General features: G+C 72.8%; 19 protein-coding genes. 10 read left to right on the top strand and 9 right to left on the bottom strand.

What is annotated here, in order from left to right; genetic code table 11:
* The first annotated feature begins 5 nt into the window (after positions 1-5).
* The 4 genes from ACSMXR_RS19285 to ACSMXR_RS19300 all read left to right on the top strand — a co-directional run bounded on the left by ACSMXR_RS19285 (position 6) and on the right by ACSMXR_RS19300 (position 4,304).
* The gene (locus ACSMXR_RS19285; RefSeq protein ID WP_473172402.1) at positions 6-1,043 is read left to right on the top strand and encodes an endonuclease/exonuclease/phosphatase family protein; all 1,038 of its coding nucleotides are present in this window, start codon (positions 6-8) and stop codon (positions 1,041-1,043) included.
* Between the two features lie 61 nt (positions 1,044-1,104).
* The gene (gene cseB, locus ACSMXR_RS19290) at positions 1,105-1,857 is read left to right on the top strand and encodes a two-component system response regulator CseB (protein WP_473169505.1); all 753 of its coding nucleotides are present in this window, start codon (positions 1,105-1,107) and stop codon (positions 1,855-1,857) included.
* A 16-nt stretch (positions 1,858-1,873) separates the two neighbouring features.
* On the top strand, positions 1,874-3,148 hold the full coding sequence (locus ACSMXR_RS19295; protein ID WP_473169506.1) for an ATP-binding protein: 1,275 nt from the start codon (positions 1,874-1,876) through the stop codon (positions 3,146-3,148).
* Between the two features lie 190 nt (positions 3,149-3,338).
* Positions 3,339-4,304 (top strand): D-alanyl-D-alanine carboxypeptidase family protein, encoded by a 966-nt coding sequence (locus tag ACSMXR_RS19300; RefSeq protein ID WP_473172403.1) that lies wholly within the window; start codon positions 3,339-3,341, stop codon positions 4,302-4,304.
* A gap of 15 nt (positions 4,305-4,319) precedes the next feature.
* Here the strand turns inward: ACSMXR_RS19300 and ACSMXR_RS19305 are convergent, their stop codons facing one another.
* Together ACSMXR_RS19305 and ACSMXR_RS19310 are read right to left on the bottom strand one after the other, a co-directional pair.
* Positions 4,320-5,489 carry an NADH:flavin oxidoreductase gene (locus tag ACSMXR_RS19305; protein WP_473172404.1) on the bottom strand — a complete coding sequence of 390 codons (1,170 nt, stop codon included), beginning with the start codon at positions 5,487-5,489 and terminating at the stop codon, positions 4,320-4,322.
* 224 nt (positions 5,490-5,713) lie between these two features.
* Positions 5,714-6,961: a hypothetical protein gene (locus ACSMXR_RS19310; RefSeq protein ID WP_473169507.1), complete on the bottom strand. Its 1,248-nt coding sequence runs from the start codon at positions 6,959-6,961 to the stop codon at positions 5,714-5,716.
* Positions 6,962-7,200: 239 nt separating this feature from the next.
* On the opposite strand from ACSMXR_RS19310, the gene ACSMXR_RS19315 reads away from it, so the two are divergent.
* From ACSMXR_RS19315 to ACSMXR_RS19325, 3 genes are all read left to right on the top strand, one after another.
* Positions 7,201-7,413 carry a DUF4287 domain-containing protein gene (locus ACSMXR_RS19315; RefSeq protein WP_137229774.1) on the top strand — a complete coding sequence of 71 codons (213 nt, stop codon included), beginning with the start codon at positions 7,201-7,203 and terminating at the stop codon, positions 7,411-7,413.
* A 130-nt stretch (positions 7,414-7,543) separates the two neighbouring features.
* A complete protein-coding gene (locus ACSMXR_RS19320; RefSeq protein ID WP_137229776.1) occupies positions 7,544-8,317 on the top strand; it encodes a polysaccharide deacetylase family protein in 774 nt (257 codons plus the stop codon).
* Positions 8,318-8,565: 248 nt separating this feature from the next.
* A complete protein-coding gene (locus ACSMXR_RS19325; RefSeq protein ID WP_218526512.1) occupies positions 8,566-9,036 on the top strand; it encodes a hypothetical protein in 471 nt (156 codons plus the stop codon).
* 45 nt (positions 9,037-9,081) lie between these two features.
* Here ACSMXR_RS19325 and ACSMXR_RS19330 read toward each other — a convergent pair whose 3' ends face one another.
* Positions 9,082-9,699, bottom strand: coding sequence for a TetR/AcrR family transcriptional regulator (locus ACSMXR_RS19330; protein ID WP_473169508.1), 618 nt, complete (start codon positions 9,697-9,699; stop codon positions 9,082-9,084).
* A gap of 123 nt (positions 9,700-9,822) precedes the next feature.
* Between ACSMXR_RS19330 and ACSMXR_RS19335 the strand changes: the two genes are divergently transcribed.
* On the top strand, positions 9,823-10,668 hold the full coding sequence (locus ACSMXR_RS19335) for an SDR family oxidoreductase (protein WP_473169509.1): 846 nt from the start codon (positions 9,823-9,825) through the stop codon (positions 10,666-10,668).
* Between the two features lie 111 nt (positions 10,669-10,779).
* Here ACSMXR_RS19335 and ACSMXR_RS19340 read toward each other — a convergent pair whose 3' ends face one another.
* The 3 genes from ACSMXR_RS19340 to ACSMXR_RS19350 form a co-directional block, all read right to left on the bottom strand.
* Complete coding sequence (locus tag ACSMXR_RS19340; protein ID WP_473169510.1) at positions 10,780-11,544, bottom strand: SDR family NAD(P)-dependent oxidoreductase; 765 nt, start codon at positions 11,542-11,544, stop codon at positions 10,780-10,782.
* A gap of 27 nt (positions 11,545-11,571) precedes the next feature.
* Positions 11,572-13,017: an MFS transporter gene (locus tag ACSMXR_RS19345; protein WP_473169511.1), complete on the bottom strand. Its 1,446-nt coding sequence runs from the start codon at positions 13,015-13,017 to the stop codon at positions 11,572-11,574.
* Between the two features lie 104 nt (positions 13,018-13,121).
* A complete protein-coding gene (locus tag ACSMXR_RS19350; protein ID WP_364885945.1) occupies positions 13,122-13,706 on the bottom strand; it encodes a TetR/AcrR family transcriptional regulator in 585 nt (194 codons plus the stop codon).
* Between the two features lie 343 nt (positions 13,707-14,049).
* Here ACSMXR_RS19350 and ACSMXR_RS19355 point away from each other — a divergent pair, with 343 nt between their 5' ends.
* Positions 14,050-14,265 carry a DUF6243 family protein gene (locus ACSMXR_RS19355; RefSeq protein WP_137229792.1) on the top strand — a complete coding sequence of 72 codons (216 nt, stop codon included), beginning with the start codon at positions 14,050-14,052 and terminating at the stop codon, positions 14,263-14,265.
* An 89-nt stretch (positions 14,266-14,354) separates the two neighbouring features.
* Here the strand turns inward: ACSMXR_RS19355 and ACSMXR_RS19360 are convergent, their stop codons facing one another.
* From ACSMXR_RS19360 to ACSMXR_RS19370, 3 genes are all read right to left on the bottom strand, one after another.
* Positions 14,355-15,584, bottom strand: a complete 1,230-nt coding sequence (locus ACSMXR_RS19360) for a GNAT family N-acetyltransferase (protein ID WP_473169512.1) — start codon at positions 15,582-15,584, stop codon at positions 14,355-14,357.
* A 94-nt stretch (positions 15,585-15,678) separates the two neighbouring features.
* Positions 15,679-15,990 carry an NIPSNAP family protein gene (locus tag ACSMXR_RS19365; protein ID WP_137229796.1) on the bottom strand — a complete coding sequence of 104 codons (312 nt, stop codon included), beginning with the start codon at positions 15,988-15,990 and terminating at the stop codon, positions 15,679-15,681.
* 112 nt (positions 15,991-16,102) lie between these two features.
* Positions 16,103-16,234 carry a hypothetical protein gene (locus ACSMXR_RS19370; protein WP_276609147.1) on the bottom strand — a complete coding sequence of 44 codons (132 nt, stop codon included), beginning with the start codon at positions 16,232-16,234 and terminating at the stop codon, positions 16,103-16,105.
* A 142-nt stretch (positions 16,235-16,376) separates the two neighbouring features.
* On the opposite strand from ACSMXR_RS19370, the gene ACSMXR_RS19375 reads away from it, so the two are divergent.
* Complete coding sequence (locus ACSMXR_RS19375) at positions 16,377-18,788, top strand: PA14 domain-containing protein (protein ID WP_473169513.1); 2,412 nt, start codon at positions 16,377-16,379, stop codon at positions 18,786-18,788.
* The last annotated feature ends 69 nt before the right edge of the window (positions 18,789-18,857 follow it).

The following is an 18,857-nucleotide window of genomic DNA, read 5'->3' on the forward strand; positions in this document are numbered from 1 at the left end:
CCGTGCTGAGCCCACCCGAGGCCACAGCGCCTGCCACGAACGCGCCGCCCGCGCCCGCGCCCGTTCCCGCGACACCCGATTCCGCGACGCCCGCCCCCACCGCGCCCGCCCCCGCCGGGCCCGCCGCCCGCCGCCGCGCCGCCCGTTGGCTCGCCGCCGGGGCGGTCGCCTGGGCGGCGGCGACGGCGCTGCACGCATCGGTCCCGAACGCGGGCGTCAACGCGGGCAGCCTCTTCCAGACGCTGCTGCCCTGGACAGGCCTCGGCGTGCCGGTCCTGCTCGTTCTCGCCGCCGTACTCCGGTCCCGGCTCGTCGCCGTCGCCGTCCTCGCGCCCGCCGTCGTGTGGGTCACGCTCTTCGGCGGCGCCCTCACCGACAAGCGGTCCGGCGGCGGCGATCTGACGGTGGTCAGCCACAACGTGGACGAGGGGAACACCGACCCGGCCGGCACCGCGCGCGTGCTCGCCGGGGCGGGCGCGGACGTGCTGGCGCTCGAAGAGCTGTCCGACGCGTCGGCGCCCGTCTACTCCCGCGAGCTGGCCGCCGCCTACCCGCACCACGCGGTGCTCGGCGGCGTCGGCATCTGGAGCAGGCACCCGCTGGCGGACGTGAAGGAGGTGCCGATCATGCCGTGGACCCGCGCGATGCGCGCCACGGTGCGGGCCCCGGACGGACCGCCCGTGGCCGTGTACGCGGTCCATCTGGCGTCGGTACGGGTCTCGGCGGCGGGCTTCACGACGGGCCGCCGCAACGAGGCGGCCCGGGAGCTGGCGGCCGCGCTCCGGGCGGAGACCGCGCCCCGGGTCGTGGTGCTGGGCGACCTCAACGGGACGTACCGGGACGGCGCGCTGGCCCCGGTGACCTCGCAGCTGCGGTCCGCGCAGGGAGAGGCGGGCGCCGGCCTCGGGTTCACCTGGCCCGCCGCGTTCCCGATGGCCCGCATCGACGACGTACTGGTACGGGGGATGACCCCGCGCGCGGCCTGGACCCTGCCCGCCACCGGCAGCGACCACCTCCCCGTAGCGGCCAGGCTGAGCCGGTGAGCCGGTGAGCCGGTGACCGGGCCACCCGCCCTCCCCCGACTACGATGCGAGCGACCGACCGATGACCTCGAACGCCCAGGTAGGCAGCGTGTCCGAAGCCCGGGGCCCGGCCCCCGTCAGCGTGCTTGTGGTCGAGGACGACGCCACCATCCGCCGCGCCGTCCAGCTGGCCCTGGAGCGCTACGGCTACCGGGTCGCGGTCGCCGCCGACGGGCTCAGCGGTCTGGAGGCGTTCCGCGCGGGCGGGCACGATCTGCTGATCCTCGATGTGATGCTGCCCGAGCTCGACGGCATCGGCCTCTGCCACCGGATCCGCGAGGAGAGCCCCGTACCCGTCCTGATGATGTCGGCGCGCGGCGACGCCCTCGACGTGGTCGCGGGCCTGGAGGCGGGGGCCGACGACTATGTGATCAAGCCCGTCGACACCGCCGTCATGGTCGCCCGGATCCGCGCGCTGCTGCGCCGCGCCACCTTCCGCCCGGACCGGGAGGGACGCGCGCCGAAGAAGTCCGACCGGGGCCCCGACCATGTCCTGACCTTCGGCGACCTGACCGTCGACACCCTCGGCATGGAGGTGCGCCGGGCCGGCGAGACCGTGTCGCTGACGCCGACCGAGCTCCGCCTGCTGCTGGAGTTCGCCGCCGCGCCCGGCTCCGTGCTCGACCGCAGGCGGCTGCTGCGCGACGTGTGGGACTACGGCTGGGAGGGCGACACCCGGGTCGTGGACCTGTGCGTGCTGCGGCTGCGCAAGAAGATCGGCAGCGGACGGATCGAGACCGTCCGCGGCTTCGGCTACAAACTCGTCCGCGGCTGAGCGGCCGGCGACCGCCGTGGACTTCCTCAACCCCCGCGCCCTGCGCTGGAAGATCGCCGCACTGGCCGCCGCCGCGTGCTGCGCGGTCGCCGCCGTGATCGGCTTCCTGGTGCACGACGCGACCCGCGAACGCGGCCTGCGCGTCGGCAACGACCGGACCCTGACCCGGCTGATCGCCGCCGAGCGGGAGTTCGACCGTACGGGGAAGGCCCCGGCGGACATCGACGTACGGACCAGGGCGGAGCTGCCGGAGCCGCTGGCGCGCGACCTCGCCGACGTCACCGGCGACGAACTGCCGGGCACCGGCCGCGGATACGCCACCTGGTACGACGCCGATCCGCCGAACTGGTACTGGATGTGGGGCGCGGTGGCGGTCGGCGACGACCGGATCTTCGTCGTGCGGGACGACATGAGCACCGAGGTCCGCAGCCTCCAGCTCCTGGACCGCTCCATCGTGAAGTCCGTCCTCGCCGCCCTCCTGTTCGTCGTCCCGCTCGCCGCCCTCGCCACCGAGCCGATCAACCGGCGGCTGCGCCACGGGGCCCGTACCGCCCGCCGGATCGCCGACGGCGACCTGGACGCCCGGATCGGCCCCGCCGGGCGGGCCCGTGACGAGATCACCGAGATGTCGGCGGCCGTCGACGACATGGCGGACGCCCTCCAGCGCAAGCTGGAGAACGAGCGGCGCTTCACCGCCGACGTCGCGCACGAACTGCGCACCCCGCTGATGGGCCTGGTCACCGCCGCCGGGCTGCTGCCCGAGACCGACGAGGCGGCCGGTCTCGTACGGGACCGGCTGCGGGCCCTGAACGCGCTGGTCGAGGACCTGTTGGAGATCTCGCGCCTGGACGCGGGCGCCGAGCGGGCCCGCCTGGACCCGGTGCCGCTGGGCGAGCTGGTCGCCGACGTGGTGCGGCGTACGGGCACGGACACCCGTGTCTCCGTGGCGGACGCGGAGGTGGTGGAGACCGACCCGCGCCGGGTGGAGCGGATCGTGGTCAACCTCGTCGCCAACGCCCACCGGCACGGCGCGGCCCCCGTCGAGGTGACCGTCACCGGGGCGCGGATCGCCGTACGCGACCACGGCCCCGGCTTCCCGCCCGACCTGCTGGAGCGGGGCCCGCAGCGCTTCCGCACCGGCGCGAGCGAACGCGGCCGGGGGCACGGTCTCGGCCTGACGGTCGCCCAGGGCCAGGCGGAGGTGCTCGGCGCCCGGCTGGCCTTCGCCGACGCCCCGGGCGGCGGAGCGCTCGCGACCCTCGACCTGGCTCCGCACGCACCCGCCGCCTGATACGGAACCGAAACGCACTCTCGCGGGGGCGGAAACGGTGCTGTACGGGTCCGGAAGAACGACTCCTCGAAGGTGACTCCGGTACGGGAAACCGCGCTGTCACCTGGAGGAGCCCATGCCCGAAGCCCCCACTGCCACCCCGTCCGCCGGGAGCGGTGTGCCCACTGTCACGCCTTCCGCCGGGAGTGGTGTGCGCTTCCGCCGCCCGGTCCTCGTACCGCTGACCGCCGCCGTGGTCCTCGCGGCCGGCACGGGAGGGTGGTACGCGTTCGGCGGCGGCGGGCCGGCGACCGGGTCCGGCGGCGGCGAGGGGCCGGGGGAGGGGGTGGCGCCGCTCGCCCGGTCGATGCACCTGCCCTGGCCGCGCGAGGGGCAGGCGAGCGTGGCGGTCGAGGGGATCGGCAGCCTCGGCACCCGGGGCGAGCAGAAGCCGGTGCCGATCGCCAGTGTCACCAAAGTCATGACGGCCTACGTGATCCTCAAGGACCGTCCGATGCGCGCCGACGTCCCCGGCGCGACCGTGGTCGCCGATCAGCGGGCGGCCGACGAGTCGTACTCCTCCGTCGAGACGACCGCCCCGGTGCTCGCCGGGCGGAAGTACACCCAACGGCGGCTGCTGGAGCTGATGATGGTGCCGTCCGGCAACAACGTGGCCCGGCTGCTGGCCCGTTGGGACGCGGGCGACGAGAAGGCGTTCGTCGCGAAGATGAACCGGACCGCCGCCGGACTCGGCATGCGCGCCACCACGTACACCGGGGTGAGCGGCATGGAGACGAGTACGAGGAGCACGGCGGCGGACCAACTGCGGCTGGCCCGGGCCGCCATGAGGGACCCGGCCTTCCGGCAGATCGTGGCGACCGGCTCCGTCACGGCCCCGGGCGCCGGGGTGACCTTCCGCAACACCAACAAGCTGCTCGGGCACGACGGGGTCATCGGCCTGAAGACCGGCTCGTCCACCCCGGCGGGCGGCAACCTCGTCTGGGCGACCAGGCAGAAGGTCGCCGGGGCCGATCGCCTGGTCATCGGCGTCGTGCTGCACCAGCGCGCCGGTACGTCGCCCGCCGAGGGCAGCGCCGCCGCGCACGAGGCCAGCCGCGCCCTGATCACCGCGATCCGCGCGGACCTCCCGGCGGCGGCGAACAGGGCGCAGAGGTGAGGGCCTCGCCGGTCGTCAGTGCAGGGTCTTCAGCATCTCCGCGGAGAACGGGGTGATGTCCGCCGTACGCCCGTCGAGGGTCTTCGCCGCCCACTCGGGGTCGGAGATCAGCGCCCGGCCGACGGCGACCATGTCGAACTCGTCGCGCTCCATCCGGTCCAGCAGCTGCTCGATGCCGGTGACCCGGGAGTCGTTGCCCTGGAAGGCGCTGAAGAAGTCGCCGTCCAGGCCGACCGAGCCGACGGTGAGGGTCGGCCGGCCGCTGATCTTCTTCACCCAGCCGGCCAGGTTCAGGTCGGACCCCTCGAACTCCGGCAGCCAGTAGCGGCGGGTGGACGCGTGGAAGACGTCGACCCCGGCCTCGGCCAACGGCGTGAGCAGGGCGTCCAGTTCCTCCGGGGTCCGGGCGAGCTTCGCCTCGTAGTTGTCCGACTTCCACTGGGACATCCGGAAGAAGAGGGGGAAGGCGTCGGAGACGGCGGCGCGGCAGGCGGCCACGATCTCGGCGGCGAACCGGGTCCGGGCGACCAGGTCGCCACCGTAGGCGTCGGTACGCCGGTTGCTGCCGGACCACAGGAACTGGTCGATCAAGTAGCCGTGCGCGCCGTGCAGTTCGACGCCGTCGAAGCCGAGGCGCTCGGCGGCGGCGGCCGCGTCGGCGAAGGCGGCGATGACGTCGTCGAGGTCCTTCTGCGTCATGGCGCGGCCCTTGGGCTCACCGCTCAGCGACAGACCCGAGGGGCCGACCGGCTCGGCGTCCGGGACGGGCCCGGCGCCTTCGGTGCGGGTGACGCCCACGTGCCAGAGCTGCGGAATGATCGCGCCGCCCGCCCGGTGCACGGAGTCCGCGACGTGCCCCCAGCCCGCGAGCGCCGCCTCGCCGTGGAAGCGCGGGACCCGGTCGCTGGTCCCGGCGGACTCGTGGTCGACGTAGGTGCCCTCGGTGATGATCAGCCCGACGTCACCGGCGGCGCGCCGGGTGTAGTAGTCCGCCACGTCCTGCCCCGGAACGCCGTCCGGGGAGAACTGCCGGGTCATGGGCGCCATCGCGATCCGGTTCCGGGAGGTGAGTCCGCGGACCGTGAACGGGCGGGAGAGCGTGGCCGTCGCACGGGCGGCGGCGCTGTCCGCCTCCGCCGCGTCCCGCGCACCTGCCGGGGCCGCAGCGGCTGCCGGGTCCGTCACGTCTGTCACGTCTGTCACGTCTGGTTCCTGTCCGTTGTGGGGGTGGTCCACCCGGCCCCAACGCACCCGCGCCGCGTCGCCATCCCGGCAGCGGCTCCGATCCGGGTAAAGAGTGAGCAAAGAACGGAGTCGGCCTCCGGTGTCTCCGGGGCCCGCGCCCCGCCCCACGCCTGCTCAGACCGCTCCACCTGCTCAAGCCGCTCCACCTACTCAGGCGGCTCCGCCTACTCAGGCTTCTCCGGCTTCTTGGGCTTCTCGGGCAGCTTCAGGTCCGTGCAGGCCCCGCGCCGTACCTGATCCGCCGCGAACGCGGACACGTACGTGCGCAGCAGCACGCGCTGCTCGTACCGTTCGGCCTCGGTCGGCGGCACGTACGCCGTGCCCGGCTTCCGCTGCCGGTCGGGATAGTCCTGACCCCAGCGCGCGGCGAAGCCGACGTCGTCCCCGTCGCACCTGGCGACGGCCCACGCCCGGTGCTCGGTGAGGGCGGGCCTCCGGGCGGCGCCCCGGCCCATCGGCAGAGGGTCGGGGTCCGAGCCCATCTCGCGGACCAGCGGGCCCCAGTCGCCGAGCCAGGAGGTCAGCTCGACGATCGACGCACCCTTTCGCGCGTCCGGGTACGCCTCCGTGGCGCGCAGGGTGCACCGGCCGACGATCCCGCCGTCGGCGACGGCGATGCGCACGTCGCCGTCGCGCCCCGCCTCCGGGACGCGGGTGGTGGCGAGGGCGTCGCAGGCGGTGCCCTTCGCCCGGGCGCGGGGCACGTACGTCCCCTCGTCCGGCACCGCGCCGTCCGACGGGGCGGGCAGCGGCTCGCCGCCGCAGCCGAGCTTCTCGGTCACCGCGTTCGTCATGTGGACGGCGAGCCGCAGCATGGCCGCCTTCTCCGCAGGGCTGTGGGCGGAGTACGTCCTGGTGCTCACGAGCAGCCGGCGACGCTCCGGGGCCGCCTTCTCCTTCTCGCCCGCTTCCGCCCTCGCTTCCTTCTTCTCCGCCGCCGACAGGACGCCACGCGGGCATTCCGGCATCAGATGGACGATGCCGGGGTCCTCCTCGAAGCCGGGCAGTCCGCCCGGCAGCACGGCGTCCGGCGGGCGGGACGTTCCCACGAACCCGAGCACCCTGTCACGGTCGTGACCCGCCGGGTAGGTGTCGACCGCGACCACGGGGCCGCCGTTCTCGTTCCTCAGCACACAGCTGTACGTGCCGTCCTCGGCGTCGAAGGACTCCTCCGCCTCCCCGAGCCGCAGGTCCGTCCGCACGATCTCCAGTTCCCCGGCGGGCAGTTGGCCCCCGCACGCCTCGCGCGCCAGCCACCAGTCCTTCACCGGCTCCCGCACCGAGTAGCCGACGACCAGCAGCACGACCACCGCCCAGAGCCCGGCCACCAGCCACGTGCGGTGCCGGGAGGACCAGTCCTTCACCTGGTCCTCCAGCCGGGTCCCCGTCCGATTCGCCGGCCTCGGCTCCACTCTCGACTCCCCCGCTCGCCCGTACGCCACGTCCGTACCAGTGTGAGCAACGACCTTGATGCCCCGCCCTCCGGGGGCCCCGCCCTCCGGGGTCACCGCCCTCCAAGCCACTCGGAGCTGCCGGAGCCTTACGGCGAGACCGAGTCGTGACCTGATCGGCGGCCGGAGACCGATGACTTCACCGTCCGGCACCGGTCATACCCGCGACATCATGCGCACCACAACAGACGGGACACCCCATGACCGACGCCGTGAAGGGCCCTGCGAGCTACTTCCCCTCGATCGAGAAGAAGTACGGCCGCCCGGTCTCCGAGTGGAAGGACCTCATCCGCTCCTCCCCGCTGACCAGGCACGGGGAACTGGTCGCCTGGCTCAAGTCGGAACACGGCCTGGGCCACGGCCACGCCAACGCCCTGGTCGCGCACACCCGCGCCGAGGACGGCGACCGCTGACCGGCTCTCCGTTTGTCGCCGACCGCCTGCAGCTGTGTCCGCGAACGGTAACCGAGGCATCCCGCCGGGCCCTTCGCATGTCTAGGTGGGTGCACGACATCGGCGGAGACGGCAAAAGGGGCGGGCGGACATGGCGAAGCACAAGGGAAGGGCCTGGCACAGCCGGCTCCTCGCGGCGGCGCTCGGTGTGACGGCGCTGGCCGCCGCCACCTCGGTGTGGACCGCGCAGGCCGACACCACCGCCCGCCCGCCGCAGGGCCGGGTCTCCGCGCCGGACGCCAAGGACCGGCCCGTGGCCAAGGTGAAGGCGGACATCGCGCACGCCTCGGACCGCGGGGACCGGGGCGTCAACATCACCATCGACGACGGGCCGGACCCGGTCTGGACGCCGCAGGTGCTGCGACTGCTGAAGGACCAGGGCGTGAAGGCCACGTTCTGCATGGTCGGCACCCAGGCCCGGGCCTACCCGGACCTGGTCAAGGCGGTCGTGGCGGACGGCCACCGGCTGTGCAACCACACCGTCTCGCACGACACGACCATGGACACCAAGTCCGAGGCCTATCAGCGGCAGCAGATCCTGGACGCCGAACGCATGATCATCAAGGCGTCCGGAGGTGTCCGTTCGCAGTACTACCGGGCCCCGGGCGGTGCGTTTACCCCGTACAGCCGGAAGCTCGCCGCCTCCCACGGGATGCGGCCGCTCGGCTGGAACGTCGACACCAAGGACTTCGAGCATCCCGGTGCCGCCACCATGGTCGCCACCGTCAAGCGCGAGATCGCCAACGGGCCGACCGTCCTCTTCCACGACGCTGGAGGAGAGCGCTCCGAGACCGTGGCCGCTCTGCGCGAGGTCCTGCCCTGGCTGAAGGAGCAGGGGTACGCGTTCGGCTTCCCGGTGCGCTGAGCGAGGCCGGCCCGTACCGGACGACGTGACCGTCAGTTGGCCCAGACGACCGGCCCGCCGCACGGTCAGCGGGCCCAGTACCCCGAAGTCCACAGCAGCCCCCCCGTCCTCGACGGCAACTCTGACGACCGCCGGTCGCGCAGGGTTTGGGCCCGCCAGTAGAGTTCGATGCTTGTTCGATTCGCTGCGAGGTGGGGGGATGGCTGGTGGGTGCACAACTGAGAGGCACGGCAGAGGAGTTGGCGGCGATGCTGTGGCGGGAGCACACCGTGTACCGGGAGCGGTCCGGGGGAATGGTCATCCGGGGTGAGCACGTGGAGCGGTGGATCAGCCTCGCCCCGGCGGGCGGCTCGGGCGAGGTTCTCGTACGCGCCGGGCGCATCCTGGACGGCGGCACGACCGCTCCGGCCCGTTCGGAGGCCGTGGTGCCCCTCTCCGCCGGCATGGGCCCGCTCGCCGCGACCTGCCGACGCCTGCTGGCCGAGGCGGCGGCCGACGCGGTACGGGTGCCTCCGGGCCGGGCAGCGTCCGGGCGGTCCGACCGGCCCGCGCGGTCACAGCGTCCCCGGCGGTCCCGGCGGTCCCGGTCCCGGAGGTCCGAGCGACGGAACGGCAGGGAGAGGCACACCGGTTTCGGCTCATGGGTGATCATGGCCTGCGTCGTGGGCGTGATCGCCCTGTACGTCTACAGCGCCTACGGCACCGTGCATCACTACTGACCTGTCCCTCGGCGATGAGGGAACCGTGACGCGGCGAACCGGAGATCAGGACGGGCGCCTGGCGGAAGCCTGCAAGGAGTCGAGCCAGCGGACGAGGCGCGCGCCCTCGCGGGTCATGATCTCCGGCTCGCGCAGGGCGTTGGCCAGGAGTGACATGCCCTGGTAGCCGGCGACGAGGGTGACGGCGAGGCCGTCCGGGTCGGGCAGGCCCAGGGCGCGGAACTGGTGCCCGGCCCAGTCGAGCAGCCGCCGAATCACCGCGCCGGCCTCCACGTCGAGCATCCCGTCGGCGCGCTTGTCGAGTTCGACGGCCAGGGTGCCGGTGGGGCAGCCGTACCGGGCGGCGATGTCGCGCCGGCCGACCCAGGCCTCGATCAGGGCCTTGAGCCGGTCGAGCGGGTCGGGCAGCTCGTCCAGCCGGCGGGTGAGCTCGTCCAGGTGCGCGCTGTGCTCGGAGAGTGCGGCCCGGACGAGTTCGTCCTTGGTCTTGAAGTAGTAGTAGACGTTCCCGACGGGGACCCCGGCCACGCGCGCGATGTCGGCGAGGGTGGTCCGTTCGACGCCCTGCTCGTGCAGGACCTTGGCCGCGGCGGCGGTGAGCCGCCGCCGCTTGTCGGCTCCCCGGGCCCCTCGGGAGGCCCGGGGCTCAACTGAGTCAGTCACCCGACCAACTATAGACAGCACCCCGGAGACCCGTGCTAGCGTCATCCAAGTCAGCTAACTAACTCACTAACTATCGATCCAGTCGGCAGGCCGCCGGGCCGGCTGTCTACCTGAGGAGCAGTCATGATCGTGGTGACGGGTGCGACCGGCAATATCGGGTGGACGCTGGTGCCGCTGCTGACCGAGGCGGGCGAGGAGGTCGTGGCCGTATCGCGGCAGCCGCACCCCGCCGGGCTTCCGGCCGGGGCCCGGCACGCCCGGGCCGACGTCGGCGACGCCGCGAGCATGGCGCCGGTCCTCGAAGGCGCCGACGCCTTCTTCATCCTGCTGGGCGGCGAGCTCAACGGCCGGGGCGAGCGCCCGGAGGCGCTGTTGGACGCGGCCGTGGCCGCCGGGGTGAAGCGGGTCGTCCTGCTCTCCTCCCAGGTCGGAGCCACCCGCCCCGAGCAGCTTTCGCACGCCCGCCTGCGTGCGTTCGAGGCGGCCGTGCGCACGGCCGGACCGGACTTCACCGTCCTGCGCCCGGGCGGTTTCGCCTCCAACGCCTTCGCCTGGGCCGAGTCGGTCCGCACGCGGCGCACGGTGTTCGCCCCGTTCGGCGATGTGGCGCTGCCCGTGATCGACCCGGCGGACATCGCCGCGGTCGCCGCCGCCGCGCTGAGCGAGGACGGTCACGCGGGCCGTACGTACGAGCTGGCCGGCCCCGAGGCCATCAGCCCCCGCCGCCAGGCCGCGGTGATCTCCGAAGCGCTGGGGGAGGAGGTGGCCTTCGTGGAACTGTCCCGGGAGGAGGCCCACGACCACCTGGCCCGGTTCATGCCGGAGGAGGTCATCGGCGGCACCCTGGACGTCCTCGGCCTCCCGCTGCCGGCCGAGCAGGCGGTCGGCCCCGACGTGGAGAGCGTCCTGCGCCGCCCGGCCCGGCCCTTCGGGGAATGGGTCGCGCGCAACCTGCCGGCCTTCCGGTAGCCCGGACTCCGGCGGCACGGAGGCACGGAGGCACGCCGGGCACCTCCTCCCGGGCCCGGGCCCGGACCCGACGCGGCCGTGCCCGGCGCCGGATCCGGGAGGCGGTCGAGCTCAGGCGGCGGCGCCCCCGTCGATGACCAGGTCGCAGCCGACCGCGGAGGCGGCGTCCGCCGAGGCCAGATACAGCACGGCCGCCGCGACCTCGGCGGTGGAGGAGACGCGCCCCAGCGGCGACGCGCCCTTCATCCGGTCGGCGCGGTCGGCGTCGGTCTCGCCCGGCAGCAGCGACATGGTGGTGGCGGACGCGCCGGGGCTGACGGCGTTGATGCGGATGCCGTCGGCGATGTGGTCCAGGGCGGCGGCCCGGGTCAGGGCGGAGACGGCGGCCTTGGTGGCGATGTAGCCGGCCACGCCCGGGACACGGGTGTGCGCACCGAGGTTGGAGGCGATGTTGACGATCGCACCGCCCGTGGGCTGCTCGCGCATCCGGGCGACTTCGGCCTGGAGGCAGAGGAACACCCCGGTGACATTGATGTCGAGCAGCGTGCGCCAGTCCTCCTCCGGGAGGTCGCCCACGGGTGCGCCGCCCCTGAAGACGCCCGCGTTGTTGACGGCGACATCGAGGCTGCCGAAGTGTTCGACGGTGCGGCGGACCAGCGTCCTGACGTCCTCGGACCGGGTCACGTTCGCGGTGACCGCGGCCGCGGACCCGCCCTCCTTCTCGATCAGGGCGACCGTCTCGTCGAGCGGTCCGGCGGTACGCCCGGCCGCGACCACCGAGGCCCCCTCGGCGGCGAAGGCGAGGGCGACGGCCCGGCCGATGCCGGAGCCCGCGCCGGTGACGAGGACGGTCCTGCCGGTGAAACGTGCGGTCATGGTGACGACTCCCGGGTCGGTGTGCGGTTACGTGGATGGCTGTGCGGTACGGGTGTTGAGGAACGCGGCGGCGGCGAGAACGGCCGCCGTCGCGGCGAGCGAGGCGGGGTCGGAGCCGAGGGTGAGCAGGGCGGCGAGGACGACGGTCGGGCCCAGCTCCATCGCGGTGTTCATGACGCCGCCCGCGAGCCCGGTCTGCCGCGGCTCCACCCCGTCGGTCGCGAGAACAGCGGCCCCCGCGAAGGAGGCGGCGGCCCCGGCCGGCAGCAGGAGCAGCCCGGGGAGGAGCCCGTACGCGTACGGGATGTGCGGCGCCAGGCCGGTGAGCGCGAGCAGCGCGAGGCCGCTCGCGGCGGCGGCGAGCCCGGCGGTGGTGACGGCGGGCGCCCCGTATCTGGCGATGAGAGGCCCTGCCGTACGGCCCGAGGCGAGCAGCGCCACCGCGAAAGGAACGAAGGCGGCCGAGGTCTGCAGCGCCGGCCAGCCGCGCTCCTGCTGCAGATGGAGCGAGAGGAGGATGAACGTCGTGGCGGTCCCGGCGGCGGTCAGTCCGACGGCGGCGAGGGCGAGGGCCCTGCGGCGGTCGCGGAGGAACGCGAGGGGGAGCAGCGGGTCGTGGGAGCGGCGCTCGGCGGCCAGGAACGCCACGAGGAGCGCGGCCCCGCCGAGCAGGGGAACCAGGACGGCCGTCGAACCCCAGGAGCGGGCGTCGGTGAGGACGAGTCCGTAACTGGCCAGGGTGATCCCGGCGGTCGAGAGCAGCGCGCCCGGCAGATCCAGGGAGCGGCCCGGCCCGCCGACCGGTGTCACGGGCAGCAGTCGCGGCCCGAGGGCGAGGGCGAGGACGGCGACCGCGACCGGGACGGCCTGGGTCAGTCGCCAGGACGCGAACGCCGATACGGCCCCGGAGAGCAGATGCCCCGCGGTCGCACCGAGCATCGAGAGCCCGCCCCAGGTGGCCATCGCCCGTCCGTACGCGGCGGGTCGGGGGAAGAGAGCGCGCAGTACGGACATGGCGGCGGGCGCGGCGAGCGCGGCGCCCACGCCCTGCGCGAAGCGGGCGGCGAGCAGCGTGCCCGGCCCCGGGGCGAGCAGCGCGGCGAGGGACGCGGCGGTGAACACGAGCAGCCCGGCGGTGAGAGCGCGCCGCCCGCCGAAACGGTCGGCGACGCGGCCGCCGAGGAGTAACAGCCCGGAGAACGACAGCCCGTAGGCGGAACTGAGGAGGATCAGGTCGGCCCGGTCGAGCGAGAACGCACGGCCGATCCGGGGCAGCGGCACGATGAGTGCGGTGAGCGCGAACAGCAGCGCTATCTGCACGGTGCCGAGCAGCGCGAAGGCGGGCCCGGGCGCGGTCCTGCGCCCGGGGGAGACGGATGAGGTCGTGGCGGCCGAGGCCGAGGCGGGTTCGGTCGAGGCGGGCTCGGCCGGGGCGGGTTCGGCCGTGGTGTTCCAGTGCGGTGTATCAGCCATTGTTCCCCCGATATTTGACTGATCGTTCTGTTATGAGTCCATGAAGTCACCCCGGTGGGGGTGGTGTGCGGTTGCCGGGCCGGGTCGGGCGGTCGGGCGGCCGTTCAGTCGAGCAGGGTCAGCGCCTGCTCGGCGGCGTCCCGCACCCGGCCAGGATCGTCCGACGCCTTGCCCACGACCCGCAGACCCTGCATCAGCACCAGAAGCATCCGGGCGAGCGCGCGCGGATCGCGGTCCGTGGGCAGCTCGCCCTGCGACCGGGCCCGTACCAGTGCCGAGTGCAGCAGGGTCTCGATATGGCTCCAGCTCGCCTCGACCCGGCGGGCCGCCGCCGGGTCGTGCGGGCCCAGCTCGGCGGCCGTGTTGGTGATGAAACACCCTTGGGTGCGGTGGTCCTCGGAGTTCGCCTCGGCGGCGAACCGCCGCACGAGGGCCCGTACGGCGGGCAGTGCGGGGCCGGGCTGGGACAGCTCCCCCAGCAGGCCCGGATCGCGGTTCTCGTTGTACCGGTCCAGCGCCTTCAGGTACAGCTCGTGCTTGTTGCCGAAGGTGGCGTAGATGCTGGCGCGCCCGATGCCGAGGTGCTCGACGAGGTCCGCCATCGAGGTCGCCTCGTAGCCGCGCCGCCAGAACAGCTCAAGGGCTGACTGCAGGGCGGCTTCGGGATCGAATTCCTTGGTCCTGGCCACACTCGAACTCTAGGCGATACTGAAACGATCGGTCAAATATCATCGGGAGCGCTGAGGGCACCGACCGGATCTGCGACGGCCCGGCGGGACCAGGCCGGAACACCGTGTGCGTCATCCGGAAGGGTCGCAGGCGTCAGGAAGACGGGCGGCGATCAACGCGTACGCCTCCTCGACGGTGTCGACCTCGAGCTCGGTACGGTCGGAGTCCGGAACACGCGGTAACCACCCATGAACAGCGGGTAGGTCGTCGCGACGTCACGTGCGTACGGCCACGGGGTGCTCGTCGATTCCTGCCCCTCACCGATGATTACGTAGACACTCCACACCAGTACCGGGAGAACCCATGACCGTGAGCAAGAACATCAACAACCCCGTGGGCCAGGGCGGCGGCCAGCGCAAGAGGCAGTCCCGCGCCGAACGCCAGAACAACGGCCCGCACCGCAACCTCGACCGTCAGGGTGCTGCCGAGCAGAAGGCGGAACTGGTGCGCAAGATGCGCGAGAAGGCGGCCGCGGCCGGAGGCGCCGGAGAGACGGGCGACGACACCACCCAGAACTGACGCGACTGCCGCACCTGCCGCGACTGAGGTGACTGCCGCGACGTGCCCGGGGCGGTTTCCACCGGTGCGGAGGGCCGGCGAGGACGCGGTCAGAACCAGTGCAGACAGTGAGGCGAGCGCTCGGCACGGAAGAGGGCGTCGGCCAGGGCGGCCGCGCCCGGGCGGTGGGCCCGGATGTGCCCGGCCCGCACCAGCGTGCTCGGGGCGGTGCCGCCGAGGTAGACCGAGCCCAGGTCGCCGACGTCCAGGGACAGGTCGGGCTCCCGGTCCGTCAGGACGCAGTCGGCCCGACCGCCCCGGACGGTCAGCAGATAGCGGCCGCGCTCGCCGAGGAACGGGTCCTCGACATCTAGGACCAGCTCGCCGTCCATGAACCAGCCGCGCGCGGCGAGCGCACCCGGGATGTCCAGCAGCCGCACCCAGAGCCAGTCGGTGTAGCCGCCCACCTCGCCGGCGCGGAAGTCCGCGAGCTGCCGGCGCAACGGGTGCTCGGGCGGGACATGCCTGAACACGACCTGAGAGACCAGATCGTGTTCAAGGGCGAACCGGGCCAGGGCCGTGAAGACGGTGTCGTCGGTGCTGATGGTCTCGTCGACCGTCAAGGTGCCGGACTCGATCGCGTAGCTCGCGTACCCGTCCGGAACGCCGTCGGCATCCCGGTGTACGGCGATGTAGCGCGGCGCCGGAGAGATCGGCGGCTGCCCCGCGCGCAGGTCCCACCAGCGGTGCGGCCGGGACAACGCGCCGGGCTGGGTACGCCGGTACCGGTCGTAGAGCTCTTCCAGGATCTCGCCGCACTCATCACGCCGCAGCACCTCGACCGAACCGTCGCCCGCACCGGCCACCGGTGCGCCGGCCAGGCCGCGCGCCCGCGGAACGGCGAGGGCGGCCCGGTGCCGCGGCACCGTCAGCCGCGCCGTGTAGGTCGCCGGTCCGTAGCCGAACCTGCCGTAGATCGGAGCCTCGGAGGCCAGCAGCACGGCCAGGAACTCCCCGCGGGCCCGCACGTCGCCGAGCTGGTGCCGCATCATCGCGCTGAGCACGCCCTGGCGCCGGTGCGAGGGCAGGACGCCGACGGAGGTCACCCCGGAGACTGGGACGACGGCCTCACCGGGCAGGGTGAGCTCGAAGCCGTACGCCCCGGCGGTGCCGACGGGCCGCCCGTCCGCCGCCAGGGCAAGCAGGCAACGCTCCATTTCGAGCGCCGACCACCACAGCCCGCCGCCCTCGACCGGTGTTTCCGGGAAGTGCCCGAACGCGGCATGGACCGTGTCGACGTAGACGTCGAGGTCCTCGTCTGTCGTGGAACGGATCTTCATCGCTGCGGCGACCTCCTCGGTTTCGTCCCGTGGCCGGGGCAAGCGCATTATGGCTCGGGCCCCGGACGGCACGCCGTTCGCGAGGCCCCGTCGGCTAGGACAGACCGTCGAGAGGCCTGAGGAAGCGGCGCTCGTAGCGCTTGATGCAGCGGGTGTCACGAGCCAGCTTGAACGCCTGTTGGCACTCGGGGTCGGTCATGCTGTCCGACCGATACTGCTCGTACGCGGCCAGACTGGCGAAGGAGAACAAGGCGTAGGCGATGTCGCTGTCGCCCTCACTCGGCAGGAAGTAGCCATGGTGCGTCCCGCCGAACCGATGGACGAGCCGGACCCAGCGGCGACCGTACTCCTCGAAGTCCTCAAGCTTGTCGGCGTCGATCTCGTACTTCAGGTGAATGGTGATCATGCGTGCATGATGCCGTGCCACGGACGGGCACCACATCGTCCCCAGGGTGCGCGCACACGGAAGAGGCGCGAGGCCGGTCAGGGCGAGCCCTGGAGATATACACGGCACCGGGTCACCGCGGACGTCGCTGGGTCTCGGGGACGGTGGTGGGGAAGAGCTTGCGTTCCAGGACGCTCGTGAACCGGTGCGGGCCAATCGCGAAGTCCTCCACGTACCGGTTGGGGACGAGATCAGTCCAGGTCATAGCAGTAATGCTCCCCCGCGCCTTCGACCTGTCCCTTCCGGGTCGCGAGCCGAGGCTCATACAACCAATCGACCCCCTCCTTGGTCTTGCTCGGCGACGCCCGATGATCGACATCGGCCGCCGGACAGGACTGAAGGACTTGATGAACCCAGCCAGACGCATGACCGCCACCGCCTTGGTTCTGGCCACGGCCGGCGGAGTGCTCTACGCCACCGCCGTACCCGCCTCCGCGGCGGTGAACTGCACTTCCCCCGTCTTCAAGCGGCAGTTCTTCGCGAACACGACGTTCTCCGGCAAGCCGAAGAAGACGGACTGCGACTCCGCGATCGACCAGAACTGGGGCACGCGCGCGCCCGCCTCCGGCGTACCGTCCGACAACTTCGGCGTGCGCTGGTCGGTGACGCGCGACTTCGGCTCCGGCGGCCCCTTTACGTTCACGGCCTCCGCCCAGGACGGCATGCGGGTCTACCTCGACGGCGTCCGCAAGATCAACGTCTGGAAGAACGGCTCCGCCACCGTCAAGAAGACGGTCAACGTGACGATCCCCAAGGGCAAGCACACGCTCCGCTTCGACTACGTCAACTGGACGGGTGCCGCGAAGGTCACGTTCGCCTACACGCCGCGCACCTCCGCCGCCCACGACAAGGTCAAGCCCCTCGCCCCGACGGGCGCGGCCGTTTCGTACGACTCCGCCACCGGCGCGGCCAAGCTCACCTGGACCAGGAACAAGGAGATGGACCTGGCGAACTACCGGGTCTACCGGCGGCTGAAGGGCACTCCGTACGGAAGCAAGCAGCTCGCGACGACCACCGCCACGTCGTACACCGACAGCGCGCTGCCCAGGACGGGCGCGGCCTACTACTACGAGGTGCGGGCCGTCGACAAGGCGGGCCGTGTCTCCGGCGGCAGCTCCGACAAGCTCGTCACCACGATCGACAAGACGCCGCCCGCCGCGCCCTTCCTCGAATGGGACGTCTGCCCGGCCGACCAGCCCTACGCGGCGCCGGAGCTGGTCACCACCGCGAAGAACGCCGCCGACATCGTCCGGTACGAGATGCAGCGGCTCGACGCCGCGACGAAGAGCTGGAGCACGGTCTACTCCGGCACCAAGGGGGCGATCTGCGACACCGGCTACCGGGCCGACGGCAGCAAGGTCACCTACCGGGGCCGGGCCCGGGACGCCGCCGGGAACTGGTCGGCGTACTCGGCCGCCACCACGTTCACCACCCCCGACCTGACCCCGCCCGCCGCCGTCACGGGGCTCCGCGCCGAGTACCGGTCGGGCGTACCGCATCTGATGTGGTCGCCCGTCACCGAGGCAGCTTCGTACCAGGTCCTCCAGTACGACCCGGCGACCGGCGGCTACATCGACGCCCGTCCCGCGGGGACCCCCGGCACCCGGACCGACGTGGTGCCGCGCCAGTCGGCCGCCGTCGCCGACAGCTACCGGTACGCGGTGCGCGCGCTGGACGCCCGGGGCAACGCCGCCGCGCCGGTGGAGATCACGCTGAGGATGGCCGACCGGCCGGAGGCGATCCCCGCTTTCAAGACCACCGCCACCAGTTTCGACGAGGGCGTGATGATCGCGTGGAGCAGCGTCGACCCGTGGACCGTCGACGAACGCTCCCTCCCGACCTACAAGATCATCCGGACCGACACCGCGACCGGCGAGACCGACATCGTGGACCGGTGCAAGCCGTTCACCTCGGTGGACCAGCCGCTGACCGACCCGGACACGTACTGGACCTGGGCGGACGACGACGCTCCCCTGTCCGCCCGCAAGCAGATCAACGGCAGCTGCTGGGACGTCCGGGGGAAGTCGGAGACCACGTACACATACCGAGTCGTGACGACCGACCGCTACGGACGCGCGTCACAGCCCGGCCCGCCCGCCAGGGCGACCACCCCGGACACCCGGCGCCCCGCCCCGGTCGAGAACCTGACCGCGGAACGCGTCCCGCTCGGCGTCCGGCTGACCTGGACGCCGCCGGCCGACACCGACGTACGCGGCTACCACGTATGGCAGGGCGTCACCGACCCGGACAGCGGTGAGACGGTCTGGAAGGAGAACTGCTGGTCCGGCAGCTCCCTGGCCGGCACCGAGATCCTCTGCCCGACGATTCCCGACGGCGCCACCCACGTCTACAAGGTGGCCGCCACGGACGACCGGCTCCAGCACGACGACATCCCACTCGACGTCCTCCACCCCGCCGACATCTCGGTCACCCTGCCGGACACCCGCCCGCCGGGCTGGACGGAGACCGAGGTCCGTGAGGACCAGTACCCGGAGCTGTACGTCGGCTGCTCCGCAAGCTCCGGCCTCGGAGACTGCTCCCGCTTCGCGAGCTACCGAGTGGAACGCTGGGATCCCGTCACCGCCTCGTACGCCACCCTGACGGAGGGCACGACGGGCGACGCGGCGTACTACATGGACACCACGGTCCACGAGGACCGGCTCGGCCTGTACTACTACCGCGTCGTACGCCTCGACGCCTCGGGCGCGGAGGCCGCGACGCGATCCACGGCGTACGGCATCTGGGACTCCTGGCTCTGACGGGAGGGCAGGACAAGGACGAGGGGAGGGGAACGAAGACTTTTCGTTCCCCTCCCCTCATGCCGGACG

This window comes from Streptomyces sp. DSM 106670 (genome assembly GCF_055792845.1).

Bases quoted from the DNA above. Each gene is read 5' to 3' on its own strand.
- ACSMXR_RS19325 (WP_218526512.1), top strand. From the start codon at position 8,566: ATGCTGTGGCGGGAGCACACCGTGTACCGGGAGCGGTCCGGGGGAATG.
- ACSMXR_RS19375 (WP_473169513.1), top strand. From the start codon at position 16,377: ATGAACCCAGCCAGACGCATGACCGCCACCGCCTTGGTTCTGGCCACG.
- ACSMXR_RS19360 (WP_473169512.1), bottom strand. From the start codon at position 15,584: ATGAAGATCCGTTCCACGACAGACGAGGACCTCGACGTCTACGTCGAC.
- ACSMXR_RS19345 (WP_473169511.1), bottom strand. From the start codon at position 13,017: ATGGCTGATACACCGCACTGGAACACCACGGCCGAACCCGCCCCGGCC.
- cseB (WP_473169505.1), top strand. From the start codon at position 1,105: ATGACCTCGAACGCCCAGGTAGGCAGCGTGTCCGAAGCCCGGGGCCCG.
- ACSMXR_RS19320 (WP_137229776.1), top strand. From the start codon at position 7,544: ATGGCGAAGCACAAGGGAAGGGCCTGGCACAGCCGGCTCCTCGCGGCG.
- ACSMXR_RS19340 (WP_473169510.1), bottom strand. From the start codon at position 11,544: ATGACCGCACGTTTCACCGGCAGGACCGTCCTCGTCACCGGCGCGGGC.
- ACSMXR_RS19355 (WP_137229792.1), top strand. From the start codon at position 14,050: ATGACCGTGAGCAAGAACATCAACAACCCCGTGGGCCAGGGCGGCGGC.
- ACSMXR_RS19370 (WP_276609147.1), bottom strand. From the start codon at position 16,234: ATGACCTGGACTGATCTCGTCCCCAACCGGTACGTGGAGGACTTCGCG.
- ACSMXR_RS19335 (WP_473169509.1), top strand. From the start codon at position 9,823: ATGATCGTGGTGACGGGTGCGACCGGCAATATCGGGTGGACGCTGGTG.
- ACSMXR_RS19315 (WP_137229774.1), top strand. From the start codon at position 7,201: ATGACCGACGCCGTGAAGGGCCCTGCGAGCTACTTCCCCTCGATCGAG.
- ACSMXR_RS19365 (WP_137229796.1), bottom strand. From the start codon at position 15,990: ATGATCACCATTCACCTGAAGTACGAGATCGACGCCGACAAGCTTGAG.